Raw genomic sequence first — 15,157 nt, 5'->3', positions numbered from 1 at the left:
GTCACAAAGTTTCGAGATTCCCCGCAAAAGGCCCGGTAGAAGACCTGAAAGAAGACCAGATGCTCGAGGCGATCGGCGTCATTCCCGCGCGCTACCGGTCGACCCGATTCCCCGGCAAGGCGCTCGCCGCCCTGTCGGGTAAGCCCTTGATCCAGCACGTTTACGACCGTAGCGCCGGGGCGCGCAGCCTGAGCCGCGTTCTGGTGGCGACCGACGACGAGCGGATCGCCGCAGCGGTACGGGCCTTCGGCGGCGAGGCGGTCCTCACTTCGGAGGAGCATCGTTCGGGGACGGATCGTCTGGCCGAGGTCGCGCGCCGCGTCGAGTCGCCGATCTACGTGAACATCCAAGGGGACGAACCGCTGGTCGATTCCCGCGACATCGACGCTTTGGTGGAGGATCTGCGGTCCAACCCGAGCGTCGACATGGCCACGCTCCGCAGTCCCGTCTCGCGGCGGGAAGATCGGGAGAATCCCAACGTGATCAAGGTCGTTTGCGGTGCCGACCGGAACGCCCTCTATTTCTCCCGCTCCCCCATTCCGCACCGGAGCGACGGGGAGGCGACGGGAACGTTCCGTCATCACGGGCTCTACGCCTATCGCCGCGAGTTCCTGCTCCGGATCAGCGCCGAGCCGCCGGGGACTCTGGAGACGATGGAACGGCTGGAGCAGCTCCGGGTCCTGGAGTCGGGGGGAAAGATCCGCGTCCTCGACGCCCTGGGGAATTCGATCGGCGTGGACACGCCGGAAGATCTCGAAAAGGTGCGCCGCCTTCTTGGGGAAGGGCCGAGCTGACCGTCTGACGCGAAGGAGGGACATGCCCACCAAATACATTTTCATCACGGGAGGAGTCGTTTCCTCCCTCGGCAAGGGACTCGCCGCCGCCTCCATCGGCCGGCTGATGGAGAGTCGTGGATTCACCGTCACCCTCCAGAAGTTCGACCCCTATCTGAATGTCGATCCGGGCACCATGAGCCCTTACCAGCACGGCGAGGTCTTCGTCACCGAGGACGGCACGGAGGCCGATCTGGATCTGGGACATTACGAGCGCTTCACGTCCACGGTCACGTCACGCGATCACAACTACACCACCGGCAAGATTTACGAGCAGATCATCAACAAGGAGCGGCGCGGAGACTATCTGGGTGCCACCGTGCAAGTGATTCCCCACGTCACCGACGAGATCAAGGCGGCCATCCTGAAGATTTCCAAGGGGGTGGACATCCAGATCGTGGAGATCGGCGGCACCGTGGGCGACATCGAATCGCTCCCGTTCCTGGAGGCCATCCGGCAGTTCCGCCTGGACGTGGGGAGAACCAACGCCATCTTCATCCACCTGACGCTCGTCCCTTACATCGGCGCGGTGGGAGAGCTCAAGACGAAACCGACCCAGCACTCGGTGAGGGAGCTTCGCGCCATCGGAATCCAGCCCGACGTCCTCCTTTGCCGGACCGACAGGATCCTGCCCAAGGAGATGAAGAAGAAAATCGCATTGTTCTGCAACGTCTCGGAGGAGGCGGTCGTCACGGCGAAGGACGTCGAGACCATTTACGAGGTCCCGTTGTTCCTGGCCCGCGAGGGGCTGGACGCCATCATCCTGAAGAATCTTGATCTTCCCTATCGCGACAAGGACATCTCCGATTGGACCCGGATGGTGGAGACGGTCAAGAAGCCGGCCGCGGAAGTGGACATCGCCCTGGTGGGGAAGTACGTGGAATATGAGGACTCCTACAAGAGCCTGAACGAGGCCTTGACTCACGGCGGCATCGCCAACGACACGCGGATGAACATCCACTGGATCGAGGCGGAGGGGATGGAGAACGGCGATCTGCGGCAGCAGCTCACCGCCATGGACGGCATCCTCGTGCCGGGCGGGTTCGGCATCCGCGGGGTGTCGGGGATGATCCACGCGATACGATTCGCGCGCGAGAAGAACGTCCCGTTCTTCGGCATCTGTCTCGGACTTCAATGCGCCATCATCGAGTTCGCCCGCGATGTCTGTGGAATGACGGATGCGGACAGCACCGAGTTCAACCCTCAATCCTCCCAGAAGGTCATCTACAAGCTGAAGGAGCTCGAGGGGGTCGATTCCATGGGGGCCAACATGCGCCTCGGCCGCTACCCCTGCCTGCTCGAGCCCCATTCCTTCGCGCACCAGGCCTACGGCGTCACCGAAATCTCTGAAAGGCACCGCCATCGTTACGAAGTGAACCGCCATCTGGCGGACGAGATGGCGAAGAAGGGCTTGAAGATCTCGGGGCAATCCCCGGACGGCCGGTTCGTCGAGATCATCGAGCTTTCCGACCATCCTTGGTTCCTGGCCTGCCAGTTCCACCCCGAGTTCAAGTCGAAGCCCTTGGCGCCGCACCCGCTGTTCCGGAGCTTCGTCGCCGCCTGTCTTCGCCGCCGGAAGGCGACGAAACGCTAGTCGGAAGAGGAGCTCCCTTGCCGGAGGTTGAAATCGGAGGGCAGGTGGTCATCGGCGGCAATCGCCGGATCGCCGTTATCGCCGGACCTTGCGTCATCGAGAGCGAGCGGCACTGCCTCGCCATGGCCGGGGCTTTGAAGGAGTCGTCGGAGAAGGCGGGACTTCCGCTCGTCTTCAAGGCTTCCTTCGACAAGGCGAACCGATCGTCCCTCCGGTCTTACCGGGGACCGGGGCTCGCGGAAGGACTTCGCATCCTGGGCCGGATCAAGACGGAGACGGGACTCGCCATCCTCTCCGACATCCATGAAGCCTCGCAGGCGGCGCCGGCTTCCCGCGTCCTCGACGTGCTGCAGATCCCGGCTCTCCTGTGCCGTCAGACCGATCTCCTGCTGGCGGCCGCCGCCACCGGACTTCCCGTCAACGTCAAGAAGGGGCAGTTCCTCTCCCCTTGGGAGACCGCGAACATCGTCGAGAAACTCCGGGCGTCGGGGAATGGAAAGATTCTTCTCACCGAGCGCGGCACGACTTTCGGCTATCAGAATCTCGTGGTCGATTTCCGATCCATCCCGATCATGAAATCGTTCGACTGTCCCGTCGTGTTCGATGCCACGCACTCGGTCCAGCGGCCCGGACTGAAGGGCGACTCCTCGGGTGGAGATCGAGCGTTCATCTCGACCCTGGCCCGGGCCGGGGTCGCCTCCGGGGCGGATGCCCTTTTCGTGGAGGTCCACGACCGGCCCGATCAGGCCCTCTCCGACGGATCGAACTCGCTGCCGCTCGGGGAGTTCGAGAGCCTTCTGGACGAGGTCCGGAGAATCGGAGAATCGCTTGGGAGGACTCGATGATTCGCGACGCCGGAAGGCGGGTCCTGGAGGCGGAGGCCCAGGCGATCCGGGATCTCATCCCCCGGCTGGGTCCCTCCTTCGATGCCGCCGTCGAAGCCATGGCGGCATGCACCGGCCGGATCGTCGTCAGCGGGATGGGCAAGTCGGGCCTCATCGGGGCCAAGATATCGGCGACGCTCGCGAGCACGGGCACGCCGTCGTTGTTCCTTCATCCCGCCGAGGCGATTCATGGCGACATCGGAATGGTCGTGGGCGGGGATCTGGTCCTGGGAATCTCGGCGAGCGGAGAAACCGAGGAAATGGTGCGTCTTCTCGAGATTCTCAAGAGAATCGGAGTCCCGCTGCTTTCCCTGACCGGAAGATTGGACTCCACGCTGGCCCGTCACAGCGTCGTCGCCCTGGATGTGAGCGTCTCCCGCGAAGCGGGGGCGATGGGATTGGTGCCCACCTGCAGCACCGCGGCGGCGCTGGCGATGGGGGACGCGCTCGCCGTGGCCCTGCTCGAGAAGAAAGGGTTCACCGCGCGTGATTTCGGGGCCTTCCATCCGGGAGGAAGTCTTGGCAAGGAGCTCCTTCTGGTCGGCCACCTGATGCACACCGGCCCGGCGGTTCCCGCGGTGGCCGCCGACGCTCCGATGTCCGAAGCCGTTCGGGAGATGTCCGGAAAGGGCCTGGGGATGACCTGCGTCGTGAGCGCCTCCTCGCTCCTGGCCGGAATCGTGACGGACGGAGACCTCCGTCGGCTCCTGCAAAAGGGGACCGACCTGCTCTCCTGGAAGGCCTCGGATTGCATGACGCCGAACCCGATGACGATCACCTCGAACGAGCCGGCGGCGAAGGCGCTCCAGGTGATGGAAAGCCGCAAGATCACCTCTCTGGTGGTCGTCGACTCCGAAAAGAAGGTGGAGGGGGTCATTCACATCCACGATCTCTGGCGCACCCAGCTTTTTTGACGCGATGCCTTCCTCGCGATCGGTTTTCCGCCGCGGAACACTTCCCGCCCGCCTCCGGACGAGGGCGGAGCGGATTCGTCTGGTCCTGATGGACGTGGACGGCGTCCTGACGGATGGCGGGATTCTGTTCGTCGACGGCGGAAGCGAAGGCCGGACGTTCGACGCCAAGGACGGCGTCGGCCTTCATCTGCTGCGCGAGGCCGGCCTCTCGACCGGCGTCATCTCCGGGCGGAGTTCTCCGGCGGTCCGGCGCCGGGCGAGGGAGCTTCGTATGAACGAAGTTCACCTTAAAGTCCGGGACAAGCTGGCCGCCTACGAAGACATCCTGAGGAGAAGAGGTCTCGAAGACGAGACGGTCTGCTACCTGGGGGACGACGTCGTGGATCTGCCTGTGATGCGCCGGGTCGGACTTTCGGCCGCGCCGGCCGACGCGCATCCGGCGGTCCTCCGCGAGGCCCAACTGATCACCCGCGCCCCCGGAGGCAAGGGCGCCGTGCGCGAGATCGCCGATCTCATCCTGGAGGTCCAGAGAGGAACCCGGAAGAGCCTTGGGCGGCCGGAGGGGAATCGGGCTTGAACCTCGTCATCGCCCTCCTTTGCATCCTGTTTTTCGGCGCCGTACTGCTCCTCGTCATCCTCAATCCGGGGACGGTCGACGTCAATCTCTTCTTCCGCGCCTATCCCCAGGTCCCGGTCGCCGTGGTCATGGTTTTCTCGCTGCTCACCGGGATTCTTTTCACGTCCCTCATCAGCATCATGGACGGCGTGCGGATTCGCATCCAGAATCGCCAGCTCCGGAGGCGCCTAGCCCGGCTCGAGGATGAGATGGAGGCCTTGCGTCACGCTCCGGAGCCGCCGGAGGCGGGGACAGAGGCCGCCCCTTCTTCCGACTCATCGTTTTCTTGAGTCCGGCGGCGGGTCTTCAGTACTGGGTACGGTTCAGGAACTTCGGCTCGGGAAGGGTCCCCGGGGTGGGCGGAGGGTTGTCCGATTGAGAATATTGGAAATCGGGCGGAGGAACCGGACCGTCGAGCGGTCCGCTGCCGTCGGGGCTCAACGTCAGGGCGGTCAGGCTCTGGAAAATGACCGATTGGCCCGCATGCGTGTAGAAGGAGATGACCGCCTGGCTGCCGGAAATGCGGAGGGACGGGAAACGGCTGGAAGTCGCCGGGTCGGAAACCGCCAGCGGTTTCGTCCAGGAGCCGTTCGTGAAAACGCTCAGATAGACCTGCGGGATCGGCTCGTTTCTCCACCAAACGGCCACCGGACGTCCGGCCGCATCGAAAGCGAGCTGCGGATCCCGATCGTCGAAGGAATTGTCGGCTCGATCGAGGAGCAGGGGCCCATGCCACCGACCGCGATACCAGGTGGCGAAGGCGATTTCCTGGTCGGCTCCGTCGCTGGCGGACCAGACGACCCAGGGCTGACCGCTTCCCCGCCTCTGCGCGACCACCGGAGCCGAGTCGCCCATTCTGTCGCCGTCGGGATTCAAGATTTTTGACGGGTCAGCATCCGGGCTGATCGGACTCCATACCATCCGACGGGGACCCTGCATTTCGCTGACGACCACCGTGCGCACGTACCTGCCGCGAGCATCGGTCACGACCGAGACCTCGGCAAAAAGGGCCGGCGCGGCGAGGGCCCCGAAGACAAAGGCCAGCGCGGCGCCGAGCGCCCGCGAGGAGAGGGAGCTAAGAACGGGCCGCATGCGGCTCATTGCGCCCTCCCTTGTCGATATAGGCGTCGAATTGCGCGACCTCGTCAAAGTGCCGCTCCAGCGAAGATCGCAGGTGCCTGAGGCGGCCGAAGTAGACTTTTTCCTGGACGGCATTGCCTTCCTGCTTGGCGATTTCCCAGAGATAGAAGGCGGCCTGGAAGAGAATGTCCGTGTAGGGGCTGTCGCCGCTGTGCGCCACCGTCTCGGCCTCTTCGAAATACTCGCGGGCGCGCCCGAGCTTCGCATCCTTGAAATAGACCTGACCGAGGATCCGCAGGCAGTACGCCGTCCCGCGGCGCAGCTCATTCTTCCGGCTCAGCGCCAGCGCCTCGCGAATCTCCTTGAGACCCTTTTCGTTGCGATTGAGCATCACGTGGCAGTAGCCGAGGTTGGCCTGGAGCAGGACGATTTCCTGGGAGCTCGCCGTTTCGCGCGCCATCTCGAGAGCCTGGGAATGGAATTCGGCGGCTCGCTCGTACTGGGCCTCCTCGAAGCAAGTTCGGCCAATGGCGTGAAGCGCATAGGCTTGGTCGGCCTTGTCACCCGAGAGCTTCGCGAGGTCGAGGCAACGCTCCGCTTCGAGCATCGAGATGTAACGGTCGCCGCGCTCGTCGTGCACGTTCGCCAGCATGAGAAGGGAAAGGAACCGGGTCCGCGGGGAGATCTTCTGATGATCACGCAGAATCAGGCGCAACTCGCTTTCGGCGAGGTTGATCTTCCCGAGCCGAAAGAGGGAAAACGCCATCTTATAGCGGGCCCGGGCGCGAAGGTCGTCGCGATCGGGTCCGAGAGTCGACTCGGCCTTCTGCAGCGCCGTCTCGAACGCGACGTAGGCACGCCCGAAATTGCCTGCCTCGAGCTCGGTGTTCCCTTTCGCCTGCAAGTCCTCATAGCTGATGCCGGAGGAGGGCTTGTAGGCATCGTACTTCTCCATCTCCAAAACGTCGGAGAAGTTCTGGACCGACACGTTGAAGATGTTCGCGAGGATGCAGAGCTTGTCAAAGGACGGGTAGCAGCGGCCTCTCTCGTAGCGGGAAAGTTGCGAATTGTCGATCTCGCCCCCTTCGGCCCGCGCGCGGATCTCGACGCGCCGCAGAGAGAAACCGTAGCCGGTTCGGAGTCGCTTCAGGTAGGTCCCGAGCCTGGCGCTGCCTCGTTGTTCTTCCATGCCCGACTCCTGCAGATGGAAGATTTCTTCGGATAAATCTCTCAAAAATCGAACGATAGAGAACAATTACTCTTTCTTGATAAGGAAGCTACCACTCTGGGACGAGGGCGTCAAGTTGAAAGTTTTTTTGGATGCTGCGTTCGTGCAGCACCTTCAACTATACCACATTTTGCTGTATTTAAATTGGTTAGCTTCACGGTGGCGAGTTGGAGCGGGGCGAAGTGTCTTCTGAAACTCGGTTCAGACTTGAAACGCTCGCAGGATTTCCTCGGGCTGAACGACTGCGGTACCCAGCTTCCCGACGGCGCAGCCGGCGGCGGCGTTCGCGAGAGCAGCAGCCTCTTCGAGAGAGGCTCCGGCGACCAGGGCCAGAGTCAGGGCGGAGATGACGGTGTCGCCGGCTCCGGTGACATCGAAAACCTCTCGAGCGCTTGCCGGAATCCTCAAAGGGAGGGCGCCCGCCTGAATCAGGGTCATCCCTGCTTCTCCGCGCGTGACCAGAACCGCTTTGCAGTCCAGATGCCTGCGTATCGCTTCTCCCGCCTTTTCGAGCCCCGCATCCTCCCGATCCCGGAGGGCCGCCATGACTCCCGCTTCTTGAGCGTTGGGGGTGATGACGGTCGCGGGCCGATAGTGCTCGTAGTTCGCCGGCTTGGGATCGATGGCCACGACGAGGCCGCCGCCGGTCGCCGCCGGCAGGATGCGCCCCAGAATCCGCGGAGTGACCGCGCCTTTGTCGTAATCGGAGATCAGCAGCGCCCGGGCGTCCGGAAGTCGATTCAGGACCAGCTCGGTCAAACGGTCCTCCACCTCCTCGGGAACGGCCGCCGTCGCTTCCCGGTCGATCCGGACCACCTGTTGATGGTGCGCGATGACTCGCGTCTTGACCGTGCTGGCGCGGTTCGGAACATCCACGATTGCCTTGTCCGAAAGCTCTTCGCGGCGCAAGCCATCGCGAAACTGAGCTCCTGCCGCGTCAGGGCCGAGAACGCCGATCAAGTCGACCCGGCCGCCGAGAGAGCGCAGGTTCCGGGCCACGTTACCCGCCCCCCCGAGACTGGCGCTCTCCGATTGAAGCCTCACGACCGGGACGGGCGCTTCGGGGGAGATTCTCGACACGCTGCCCCAGAGAAAGCGGTCCACCATTAAGTCCCCCACGACCACGACCCGGGAGTCGTGCATCCGGCGAAAAAGCTCTTGAAGGCGAGTTTGCGACAGTGGCGGGGTCAATCGGTTTTCCGGGATGATTCCTCGTTCCGCGCTTCTTCCACAAGCATCACGGGAATGTCGTCCACAACGGGGTACACTCGGCGGCACTGCTCACAGAGAAGCCCGGACCCGTCATTCACCGGCCGGACGGAGACGTGGCATATGGGACAGGCCAATATCTCCAGAAGCTTCGGATCCAAGGACATGCAGGGTTTTTAGCACAGCGATGATCCAGTGTCAACGAGAGCGTTCCGGGCTCCGGCCCGCCTGGCACGGTTGCTATAATGACTTCGGGTGCCGGGAGGAGGAACAGGATGAATTCAATCAACCTGCGCGAGGGAGACGGGATCCTCATGGTCCGTCTCGGGGCCGTGGGCGACGTCGTACGAACCCTCCCCTGCCTGGCTCGGTTGCGCGAGGCGGCTCCGCGGGCTCGCATCGCGTGGGTGGTCGAGCCCCCTTCCTCGCCTCTTCTGCCCGTGCGCCCCTGGCTCGATCAGGTCTTCGTATTTCCTCGGGATCGGCTCAAACCGGCCGACATCGTCCGAAACCCTGGGCGAGCCCTCACCGCACTTCAAGATTTCCGGGCCGGCCTGCGAGCCTTCCGCGCCCGTATTTCCGTCGACTTCCAAGGGACCGCCAAGAGCTCCGCCATCGCGCTCCTCGCGGGGGCTCCGGAGAGACTGGGCTTTGATCGAAGCGGCTCGCGGGAAGGGAGCTTTCTCCTCAGCAATTTGCGGGTGAAACCCTCCTCCCCCCGCCTCAACCGCGTCCACAAGAACCTCGAGCTCATCTCGCTTCTGGCCGCCGAGACGGCCGGTTTGAGGTTTCCCTATCGGGACGGCGGCCCTTCGGAGCGTGTCGAAAAGTTCCTTCGCCCGCTCTCGGGAAGAACCCTCGTCGCGGTCCATCCAGGAACCAGCCGACGGCAGAGACACAAGCAGTGGCCGGCGGAGCGCTATGGGCAGATCGCGGCCTCGCTCGCACACGAGGGGTGCCTCCCCATCCTGACTTGGGGCCCCGGGGAGGAGGATCTCATCGAGATCGTCCAGAGCCGGTCCCGGGCGTCGGCCGTTCCGACGCCTTCCCTGGACGTCGACGAGATGCGTCAGGTCATCGCCCGATGCCGGCTCTTCGTGGGAGGCGACACCGGCCCGATGCACCTGGCATGGAGCCAGGGAGTCCCGGTCGTGGCACTTTTCGGATCGACGGATCCCTCGATCAACGGGCCTCTGGGAGAGGGGCATCAGGTCCTCGCACCTGCCTGGGAGATTTCCTCCACGTCCTTTCCAAGCCGCGGAGACGCGTCGGCCGTGCAGCGCATCTCGGTTGACCGCGTTCGGTCGGCCATCGTCGAAGCTCTGTCCCGCCGCTTCGTTTCGTCCCACGAGATTCCGGGAAGATGACTCCGCCCCCCGTCGTGTCGATCCGCAAGATTCTGGTCCGGGTCAACAACTGGATCGGTGACGTCGTGATGATCACGCCCTCGATGCGCGCTCTCCGGAAGCGCTTTCCGGACGCCGAAATCACCCTGCTCGCCAAGCCCTGGGTCCTGGATGCCCTCAAGGGAAGTCCCTATTGCGACCGGCTGCTGGAATACTCCCGGCCGGGATCTCACGGCGGCCTGCGGGGACGCCTGCACCTGATCCGGGAGCTCAAACGGGAGCGGTTCGATTTGGCCGTCCTCTTCCAGAAGGCGTTCGAGGCCGCGCTGTTTGCCCGTGTCGCCGGCATTCCTCGCCGGATCGGGTTCCGGACGGACCGGCGTGGATGGCTCCTCACCGACCCGCTCGACGAGCCGGACGAAGGGCATCACGTCGAGCATTTTCTTCGCATCGCCGGCGCTTTGGGGTGCGACACGTCCGACCGGCGGCTGAGCTTCCACCTCGATCAGACCTCGCGGGACGCGGCAAGCCGGTTCCTGCGCGCCACCGGCAGCCACGGTCCAGTCCTGCGCGTTGCGTTTCATCCGGGCGCCTCGAAGCCTCCCCGAGCGTGGCATGCCGAGCGCTTCGCCGCCGTCGCCGCGAAAATGGCCCGACGTCACGGCGCGAAAGTGTTTCTTCTCGGAGGGGACGGAGATCGCCCCACGCTCGACTCGATGTCGAGAAGGGTCGGCTCCCATGCGATCCTTCCTCCCCAAGGCCAGACGATCAAGGAGATGGCCGCGGTCCTGGAACGCTGCCACCTTCTCGTCTGCAACGACAGCGGCCCGATGCACGTCGCGGTGGCGTTACGAATTCCTGTCGTCGCCGTGTTCGGTCCCGGGCATCCGTCGAGGACCGGCCCCTACACCGACGATCGGAGCTTCCGGGTGCTCTACGAGAACTATCCTTGCTCTCCTTGCCGCCAGAAGTTCTTCGAGGAGTGCATCCCGGCCTCGTCCGGCAAGCCTTTCTGCCTGGAGGACATTTCCGAGGAGACCGTCGAGCGGGCGTGCGAGGAGATGTTGGCGTGGGCCGGGGCGGAGGGTGTCAGATCCGACGCCTTCTTTTCCGAGAGAACTTCCTCCTGACCGATTCCACCCTCCAGCGTCGCCTAAGCCAGACGGAAAGCTCACTCAGGAGACGCCGGTCCCGCCCGGCGTAATGCCTGAGGAAGCGGACGCGCAGGCGGGAGGAGAGCGGCTCCGCCCGGCCCGACTCCTTGCAGAGGGACCGAAAAAGCCTCATCAGATTGGCCCCTCTTTCAGCGATTCTCAGCCGGGGCTTCAACCGGGCACCGTCCAAATCGATAATCCAAATCCCCGTGGGCGCGCTGAGCAGGTTGCCGAGGTTCAGGTCCCGGTGGCGGCAGCCGGCGCCATGGAGAGCGGAGAGCGCCCGGGCGACCCGATGGATCATGGGCCCCCAGCTCGCCGGGTTCCCTCCCTCTTCCCTCAGCCACTGTCGCAAGTTTTGACTCTCCGGGATCCTCCGAGTGAGAACGCACGATCGAAACAGGCCCGGAAGGACTCTCTTGGAATAAACCGCGACGATTTCGGGAGTCGGCAGCCCGGCCCGGCGGATGAATTCCGAGACCTGCAGCTCCCGGAGAGGCCTACCCATCCCGAAGAACAGTCCCCTGGAGACCCCCGCCAAGAACCCTCCGTGCCGGTAGACGCGCAGCACCACCTCTTCATTCGGCCCCAGTGATAGGACCCGTGCGGCGGACCGTCCGCCTTCCGTGGTGAGGACGGCGCCTCCCCGGCCGCTCAACCAGCTGTCCCACGGGTCGGCGTCCGGGCGGAGAGGAGCGCCCTCACGCAGAATCCACCGCCTTCCCGCCGGTCCCCGGGTGATTCGAAACCGTTCCAGTCCGGCGCTCAAGGACGGCTCCCGAGTCTAGGGCCCGGAACGCGGCCGCACCAGGTACGACGTGGCCAACCCGAGCAGGTAGAGACCGACCATGGGCAGCGCGAAGACGCACTGAGTGACCACGTCCGGGGTCGGCGTGACGATCGCCGCGATGACGAAAATCGCCAGGACCGCGTACTTGAAGTTGCGAAGCAGGAAGGTCGGAGTGACGACGCCCACCTTGGCCAGCAGGAAGATCACGACGGGCATCTCAAAAATAAGCCCCATCCAAAGGATCAGCCTGCTTTCGAACTGGAAAAGGCTGCGGATGGTCAGGGCTGGCTCGAAGTCCCCTGCCACGGAAAGAAGGAACCTGGCCGCATAAGGAAAGGCGACGTAATACCCGAAAAGGCCCCCGGCGATGAAGAACAGGGACGAGAAAATGATGAAGGGCGCGGCGTACCGGCGCTCGCTCGGATAGAGACCCGGGGCGATGAAAGCCCATACCTGATAAAGGACCATCGGCGAGGCGGCGAAAAGGCCCGCCACCAGGGCGACTTTCATATAGAGGATGAAGGGTTCGGTGATTTCGAGGAACACCGGTTTGCGTCCTTGAAGAAAAGGCAGGACCGGTTTCAGGAAGAAACCCAGAATCGGCCGCGAGTAATACCAACCGACGAGGAAGAAAAGCATGATCGACAGGAGCGCGCGGAAAATCCTGACCCGGAGCTCGCCGAGATGCTCCAGGAAAGACATCCGCCCCCCTTCAGGCGGAGCGGTCTGCGCCATCTTCTTGGGTGACGGTTGAAGGCGGGTCCGGGTCGGAGTGGGCGGTCGTATCGCACGGCCGCGCCGGTGGGGCCGGAGAGACGCCTTCCTCGGCGATCTCGCGTTCGAGGGTGGTTTTCAAGTCGGCGGTCGCTTTCCGGAACTCGCCGATCCCTCGCCCCAGCGCCCGTCCCAGCTCCGGTAACTTTCGCGGACCGAAGATGAGCAAGGCGATGACGAAGATCAGGATCAGCTCGGGAGCGCCGATGGAGCCGAACATCTCTTTACAAGTCCTCAGGCGGTGCGATCTTTCCGATGAAACCGGCGGCCCAACGACGCGTACATCTTCTTCGGAGATGCTAGTTTGTCGCGGCCTGCAAGTCAACGATGGCGCGCGGCCCCATGGAGGGCCGTGACGGGCGCCAAGAGAAGTCCAGGAATCGCCGCCGGGAAACCGGCACTTCCTTTACTTCGATGGATGCCGACACTATAATTGCCTGGAAAATTTTGGGGTTCTGATGCTGAAGCGGCGGCAATGGTTGATGGCGGCGGCGATTCTCCTGGCGGGCTCGCTGACGGGAGGTTTGCTCGCCCCGCGGCTGAACGCGGCCGCCGAAACCTCGAACGATCGTCTCAAGACTTTCAGTCAAATCCTCGGAATCGTCCAGGAGCGCTACATCGACGAGGTGGTCCCGGAAGTAGCCATCGAAGGCGCGATTCGCGGCATGCTCAAGACCCTCGATCCCCATACTAATTTCCTCAACTCCACCGACTATCAGGACATGATGGAGGAGCAGCACGGCAGCTTCAGCGGACTGGGGATCGTCATCTCCAAGCCCTCCGTCGATCGGCCTCTCACCGTCATCTCCCCCATCGAAGGCACCCCTGCGTTTCGCGCCGGCATCCGTCCGGGAGACGTCATCTCGCAGATCGAGGGCGTCGACACTCTCGACATGACGGTGGACCAGGCGCTGAAGCGCCTGAGAGGCGCCAAGGGAACCCAGGTCAACATCACCGTCGTCCGTCCCGGTGAAGAGGCGCCGCTCCATTTCACCATCACCCGCGACGACATCCCGACGCGCAGCGTCCAGTACGCTTTCATGATCCGGCCCGAGATCGGCTTCGTGCGGGTGACGAATTTCACCCAGACGACCGATCGGGAGCTCGAAGAGAAGCTCCGAATCCTTAAAAACGCCGGCATGAACCGTCTCATCCTGGATCTGCGCGGCAATCCAGGCGGGCTCCTCGAGCAGGCCGTCCGGGTGGCGGACAAGTTCCTGGCCAAGGGCCAGAAGATCGTCTTCACCCGGGGAAGGACCCGAGGCTCGGATCAGGAATACCTCGCCACGGGGATGGGCACTCACATCGACTTCCCGCTCATCATTCTCGTGAACAAATACAGCGCCAGCGCCTCGGAGATCGTGGCCGGCGCCATCCAGGACCACGACCGCGGTCTCATCGTGGGCAAGACGACGTGGGGAAAGGGACTGGTGCAGACGGTCTACCCGTTGAGCCACCGATCGGCGCTAGCCTTGACCACGGCGCACTACTACACGCCGAGCGGCCGCCTCATCCAGAGGGACTACGACTCCCTGGAGGATTACTACTACCTGTCGCGGGACGAGCAGGATGACGGACAGCCGGCCAAGGACCCGCGCAAGACCGACTCCGGCCGGGTCGTCTATGGCGGGGGCGGCATCGCTCCGGACATCCTGGTGGACAGCTACAAGCTGGAAAAGTTCCTCCGGACGCTCGAGAACGAACAGGTCTTCTTCGGTTTCGCGGTCCAGTACAACGTCTCGCACAAGGACATTCCGCGCGGCTTCGCCCTCGATGAGAGGGCCATGGACGACTTCAGGAAATACCTGGAGCAGCGGAAGATCGTCTTCACCGAGGCGGATCTTCGGGAGAACGGGGAGTACATCCGCACCGCTATCCGGAAGGAGATCGCCGCGGCCCGGTGGGGCGGCGAAGAGGGCTTCCGCGTCTTCGCAGAAATCGATCCGCAGATCCAGAAGGCGCTGGAAAGCTTTCCCCAGGCCCAGCAACTGGCGCGTCTGGCCAGCCAGAATTCCGCCTCTTCAGATTCCCAGCAAAAGCCCTAGCCTGCCTTGAGGCTCCGGCGACTCCAGACAGGCTCTCTGGAGTTCCCAGGGTTTTCTCGCCACGCGGCGGAGGGCGCGCAGCCTGTCGGAGCCGGGCATGAGTTCGAGGTGCGCGAGAAATCGGACCGCGAGCCGCGCGGCGGTGTGATAGCGCTGGCGAAATGGCGCCGGCAGTCCGTCGCCCGCCCCGTGGAACAGGTGGTGCATCACCCACAGGCGCTGCCCCCGGGTCAGGCGCGGGCGGCGGCTCAGTCGGGAGACCAGATGCGCGACGACCATGAACTTGGTGAGGTTCGCGTGGAACTCGAGCTCCATCAGACCGACGCGGCGACGATGCCGGGCGCACCATGCGAGCATCAGGAGATGATCCAGCTCCTCCACCAGCACCGACAGAGGGCCGACGTTCTCCTCATCCAGCCGCCGTAAGGGGTTCTTCCTTTCGAGCCCGGCGATCAAAGCATCCGGGTAATAGACGCTGAGGCGAATCCTCGGGCCCTGCCAGGTCATCAGGGTTCTCGGTCCGGGATCGCTTTCGGGCAGCTCCTCGAAGAATTCCTTTTCCTGAAACAGTCTCCGATATTGCGCGTCGCCCAGCACGAAAGGTCCTACGTCCTCGATTCCGGTGTTCCAGTCGTAGCTTCGCTCGATGAGCCGTTGGAGTCGCGCGAGGAGAGAGGTTCCAAGGGCCAC

Annotated in this window: 16 protein-coding genes; 9 read left to right on the top strand and 7 right to left on the bottom strand. The window is 63.8% G+C overall.

Going from position 1 to position 15,157, the window contains the following annotated elements:
- Nucleotides 1-59 precede the first annotated feature (59 nt).
- From kdsB to VGR67_08635, 6 genes are read left to right on the top strand one after another with little or no spacing between them, the layout of a single operon-like run.
- The gene (gene kdsB, locus VGR67_08660; GenBank protein ID HEV8336471.1) at nt 60-794 is read left to right on the top strand and encodes a 3-deoxy-manno-octulosonate cytidylyltransferase; all 735 of its coding nucleotides are present in this window, start codon (nt 60-62) and stop codon (nt 792-794) included.
- Between the two features lie 22 nt (nt 795-816).
- Nucleotides 817-2,427 (top strand): CTP synthase, encoded by a 1,611-nt coding sequence (locus VGR67_08655; GenBank protein ID HEV8336470.1) that lies wholly within the window; start codon nt 817-819, stop codon nt 2,425-2,427.
- Nucleotides 2,428-2,444: 17 nt separating this feature from the next.
- The gene (gene kdsA / locus VGR67_08650) at nt 2,445-3,272 is read left to right on the top strand and encodes a 3-deoxy-8-phosphooctulonate synthase (GenBank protein HEV8336469.1); all 828 of its coding nucleotides are present in this window, start codon (nt 2,445-2,447) and stop codon (nt 3,270-3,272) included.
- Nucleotides 3,269-4,225 (top strand): KpsF/GutQ family sugar-phosphate isomerase, encoded by a 957-nt coding sequence (locus VGR67_08645; protein HEV8336468.1) that lies wholly within the window; start codon nt 3,269-3,271, stop codon nt 4,223-4,225. Before kdsA ends, VGR67_08645 begins: the two co-directional genes overlap by 4 nt.
- A gap of 4 nt (nt 4,226-4,229) precedes the next feature.
- On the top strand, nt 4,230-4,802 hold the full coding sequence (locus VGR67_08640) for an HAD hydrolase family protein (protein ID HEV8336467.1): 573 nt from the start codon (nt 4,230-4,232) through the stop codon (nt 4,800-4,802).
- Nucleotides 4,799-5,131: a LapA family protein gene (locus tag VGR67_08635; protein HEV8336466.1), complete on the top strand. Its 333-nt coding sequence runs from the start codon at nt 4,799-4,801 to the stop codon at nt 5,129-5,131. Before VGR67_08640 ends, VGR67_08635 begins: the two co-directional genes overlap by 4 nt.
- Before the next feature lie 16 nt (nt 5,132-5,147).
- Here VGR67_08635 and VGR67_08630 read toward each other — a convergent pair whose 3' ends face one another.
- The 4 genes from VGR67_08630 to VGR67_08615 form a co-directional block, all read right to left on the bottom strand.
- Complete coding sequence (locus VGR67_08630; protein ID HEV8336465.1) at nt 5,148-5,942, bottom strand: hypothetical protein; 795 nt, start codon at nt 5,940-5,942, stop codon at nt 5,148-5,150.
- Nucleotides 5,917-7,110 carry a helix-turn-helix domain-containing protein gene (locus VGR67_08625; protein HEV8336464.1) on the bottom strand — a complete coding sequence of 398 codons (1,194 nt, stop codon included), beginning with the start codon at nt 7,108-7,110 and terminating at the stop codon, nt 5,917-5,919. The genes VGR67_08630 and VGR67_08625 overlap by 26 nt, the downstream gene beginning before the upstream one ends.
- Nucleotides 7,111-7,350: 240 nt before the next feature.
- Nucleotides 7,351-8,292 carry a D-glycero-beta-D-manno-heptose-7-phosphate kinase gene (gene rfaE1, locus VGR67_08620; protein ID HEV8336463.1) on the bottom strand — a complete coding sequence of 314 codons (942 nt, stop codon included), beginning with the start codon at nt 8,290-8,292 and terminating at the stop codon, nt 7,351-7,353.
- Nucleotides 8,293-8,336: 44 nt separating this feature from the next.
- A complete protein-coding gene (locus VGR67_08615; protein HEV8336462.1) occupies nt 8,337-8,525 on the bottom strand; it encodes a Trm112 family protein in 189 nt (62 codons plus the stop codon).
- A gap of 108 nt (nt 8,526-8,633) precedes the next feature.
- Here VGR67_08615 and VGR67_08610 point away from each other — a divergent pair, with 108 nt between their 5' ends.
- Both VGR67_08610 and waaF read left to right on the top strand, forming a co-directional pair.
- Nucleotides 8,634-9,725, top strand: coding sequence for a glycosyltransferase family 9 protein (locus tag VGR67_08610; protein HEV8336461.1), 1,092 nt, complete (start codon nt 8,634-8,636; stop codon nt 9,723-9,725).
- Nucleotides 9,722-10,834, top strand: coding sequence for a lipopolysaccharide heptosyltransferase II (waaF, locus tag VGR67_08605; protein HEV8336460.1), 1,113 nt, complete (start codon nt 9,722-9,724; stop codon nt 10,832-10,834). The genes VGR67_08610 and waaF overlap by 4 nt, the downstream gene beginning before the upstream one ends.
- Before the next feature lie 808 nt (nt 10,835-11,642).
- Here the strand turns inward: waaF and tatC are convergent.
- Nucleotides 11,643-12,350 carry a twin-arginine translocase subunit TatC gene (tatC, locus tag VGR67_08600; GenBank protein HEV8336459.1) on the bottom strand — a complete coding sequence of 236 codons (708 nt, stop codon included), beginning with the start codon at nt 12,348-12,350 and terminating at the stop codon, nt 11,643-11,645.
- A gap of 10 nt (nt 12,351-12,360) precedes the next feature.
- Nucleotides 12,361-12,642: a twin-arginine translocase TatA/TatE family subunit gene (locus VGR67_08595; protein ID HEV8336458.1), complete on the bottom strand. Its 282-nt coding sequence runs from the start codon at nt 12,640-12,642 to the stop codon at nt 12,361-12,363.
- A 238-nt stretch (nt 12,643-12,880) separates the two neighbouring features.
- Here VGR67_08595 and VGR67_08590 point away from each other — a divergent pair, with 238 nt between their 5' ends.
- The gene (locus tag VGR67_08590) at nt 12,881-14,467 is read left to right on the top strand and encodes a S41 family peptidase (GenBank protein HEV8336457.1); all 1,587 of its coding nucleotides are present in this window, start codon (nt 12,881-12,883) and stop codon (nt 14,465-14,467) included.
- On the opposite strand, the gene VGR67_08585 is transcribed toward VGR67_08590, so the two are convergent.
- Nucleotides 14,444-15,157, bottom strand: coding sequence for a hypothetical protein (locus VGR67_08585; protein HEV8336456.1), 714 nt, complete (start codon nt 15,155-15,157; stop codon nt 14,444-14,446). The two genes, VGR67_08590 and VGR67_08585, sit on opposite strands and share 24 nt — an antisense overlap.

The sequence above is a fragment of the Candidatus Polarisedimenticolia bacterium genome (assembly GCA_036004685.1).
Taxonomy (GTDB): domain Bacteria; phylum Acidobacteriota; class Polarisedimenticolia; order Gp22-AA2; family AA152; genus DASYRE01.
This window is presented reverse-complemented; position numbering and strand designations above follow the sequence as displayed.

Excerpts from the sequence above, each read along its gene's own strand:
- kdsB (HEV8336471.1), top strand. The coding sequence starts at position 60 with ATGCTCGAGGCGATCGGCGTCATTCCCGCGCGCTACCGGTCGACCCGA.
- VGR67_08655 (HEV8336470.1), top strand. The coding sequence starts at position 817 with ATGCCCACCAAATACATTTTCATCACGGGAGGAGTCGTTTCCTCCCTC.
- VGR67_08645 (HEV8336468.1), top strand. The coding sequence starts at position 3,269 with ATGATTCGCGACGCCGGAAGGCGGGTCCTGGAGGCGGAGGCCCAGGCG.
- VGR67_08640 (HEV8336467.1), top strand. The coding sequence starts at position 4,230 with ATGCCTTCCTCGCGATCGGTTTTCCGCCGCGGAACACTTCCCGCCCGC.
- VGR67_08630 (HEV8336465.1), bottom strand. The coding sequence starts at position 5,942 with ATGAGCCGCATGCGGCCCGTTCTTAGCTCCCTCTCCTCGCGGGCGCTC.
- VGR67_08625 (HEV8336464.1), bottom strand. The coding sequence starts at position 7,110 with ATGGAAGAACAACGAGGCAGCGCCAGGCTCGGGACCTACCTGAAGCGA.
- rfaE1 (HEV8336463.1), bottom strand. The coding sequence starts at position 8,292 with ATGCACGACTCCCGGGTCGTGGTCGTGGGGGACTTAATGGTGGACCGC.
- VGR67_08615 (HEV8336462.1), bottom strand. The coding sequence starts at position 8,525 with ATGTCCTTGGATCCGAAGCTTCTGGAGATATTGGCCTGTCCCATATGC.
- VGR67_08610 (HEV8336461.1), top strand. The coding sequence starts at position 8,634 with ATGAATTCAATCAACCTGCGCGAGGGAGACGGGATCCTCATGGTCCGT.
- waaF (HEV8336460.1), top strand. The coding sequence starts at position 9,722 with ATGACTCCGCCCCCCGTCGTGTCGATCCGCAAGATTCTGGTCCGGGTC.
- tatC (HEV8336459.1), bottom strand. The coding sequence starts at position 12,350 with ATGTCTTTCCTGGAGCATCTCGGCGAGCTCCGGGTCAGGATTTTCCGC.
- VGR67_08595 (HEV8336458.1), bottom strand. The coding sequence starts at position 12,642 with ATGTTCGGCTCCATCGGCGCTCCCGAGCTGATCCTGATCTTCGTCATC.
- VGR67_08590 (HEV8336457.1), top strand. The coding sequence starts at position 12,881 with ATGCTGAAGCGGCGGCAATGGTTGATGGCGGCGGCGATTCTCCTGGCG.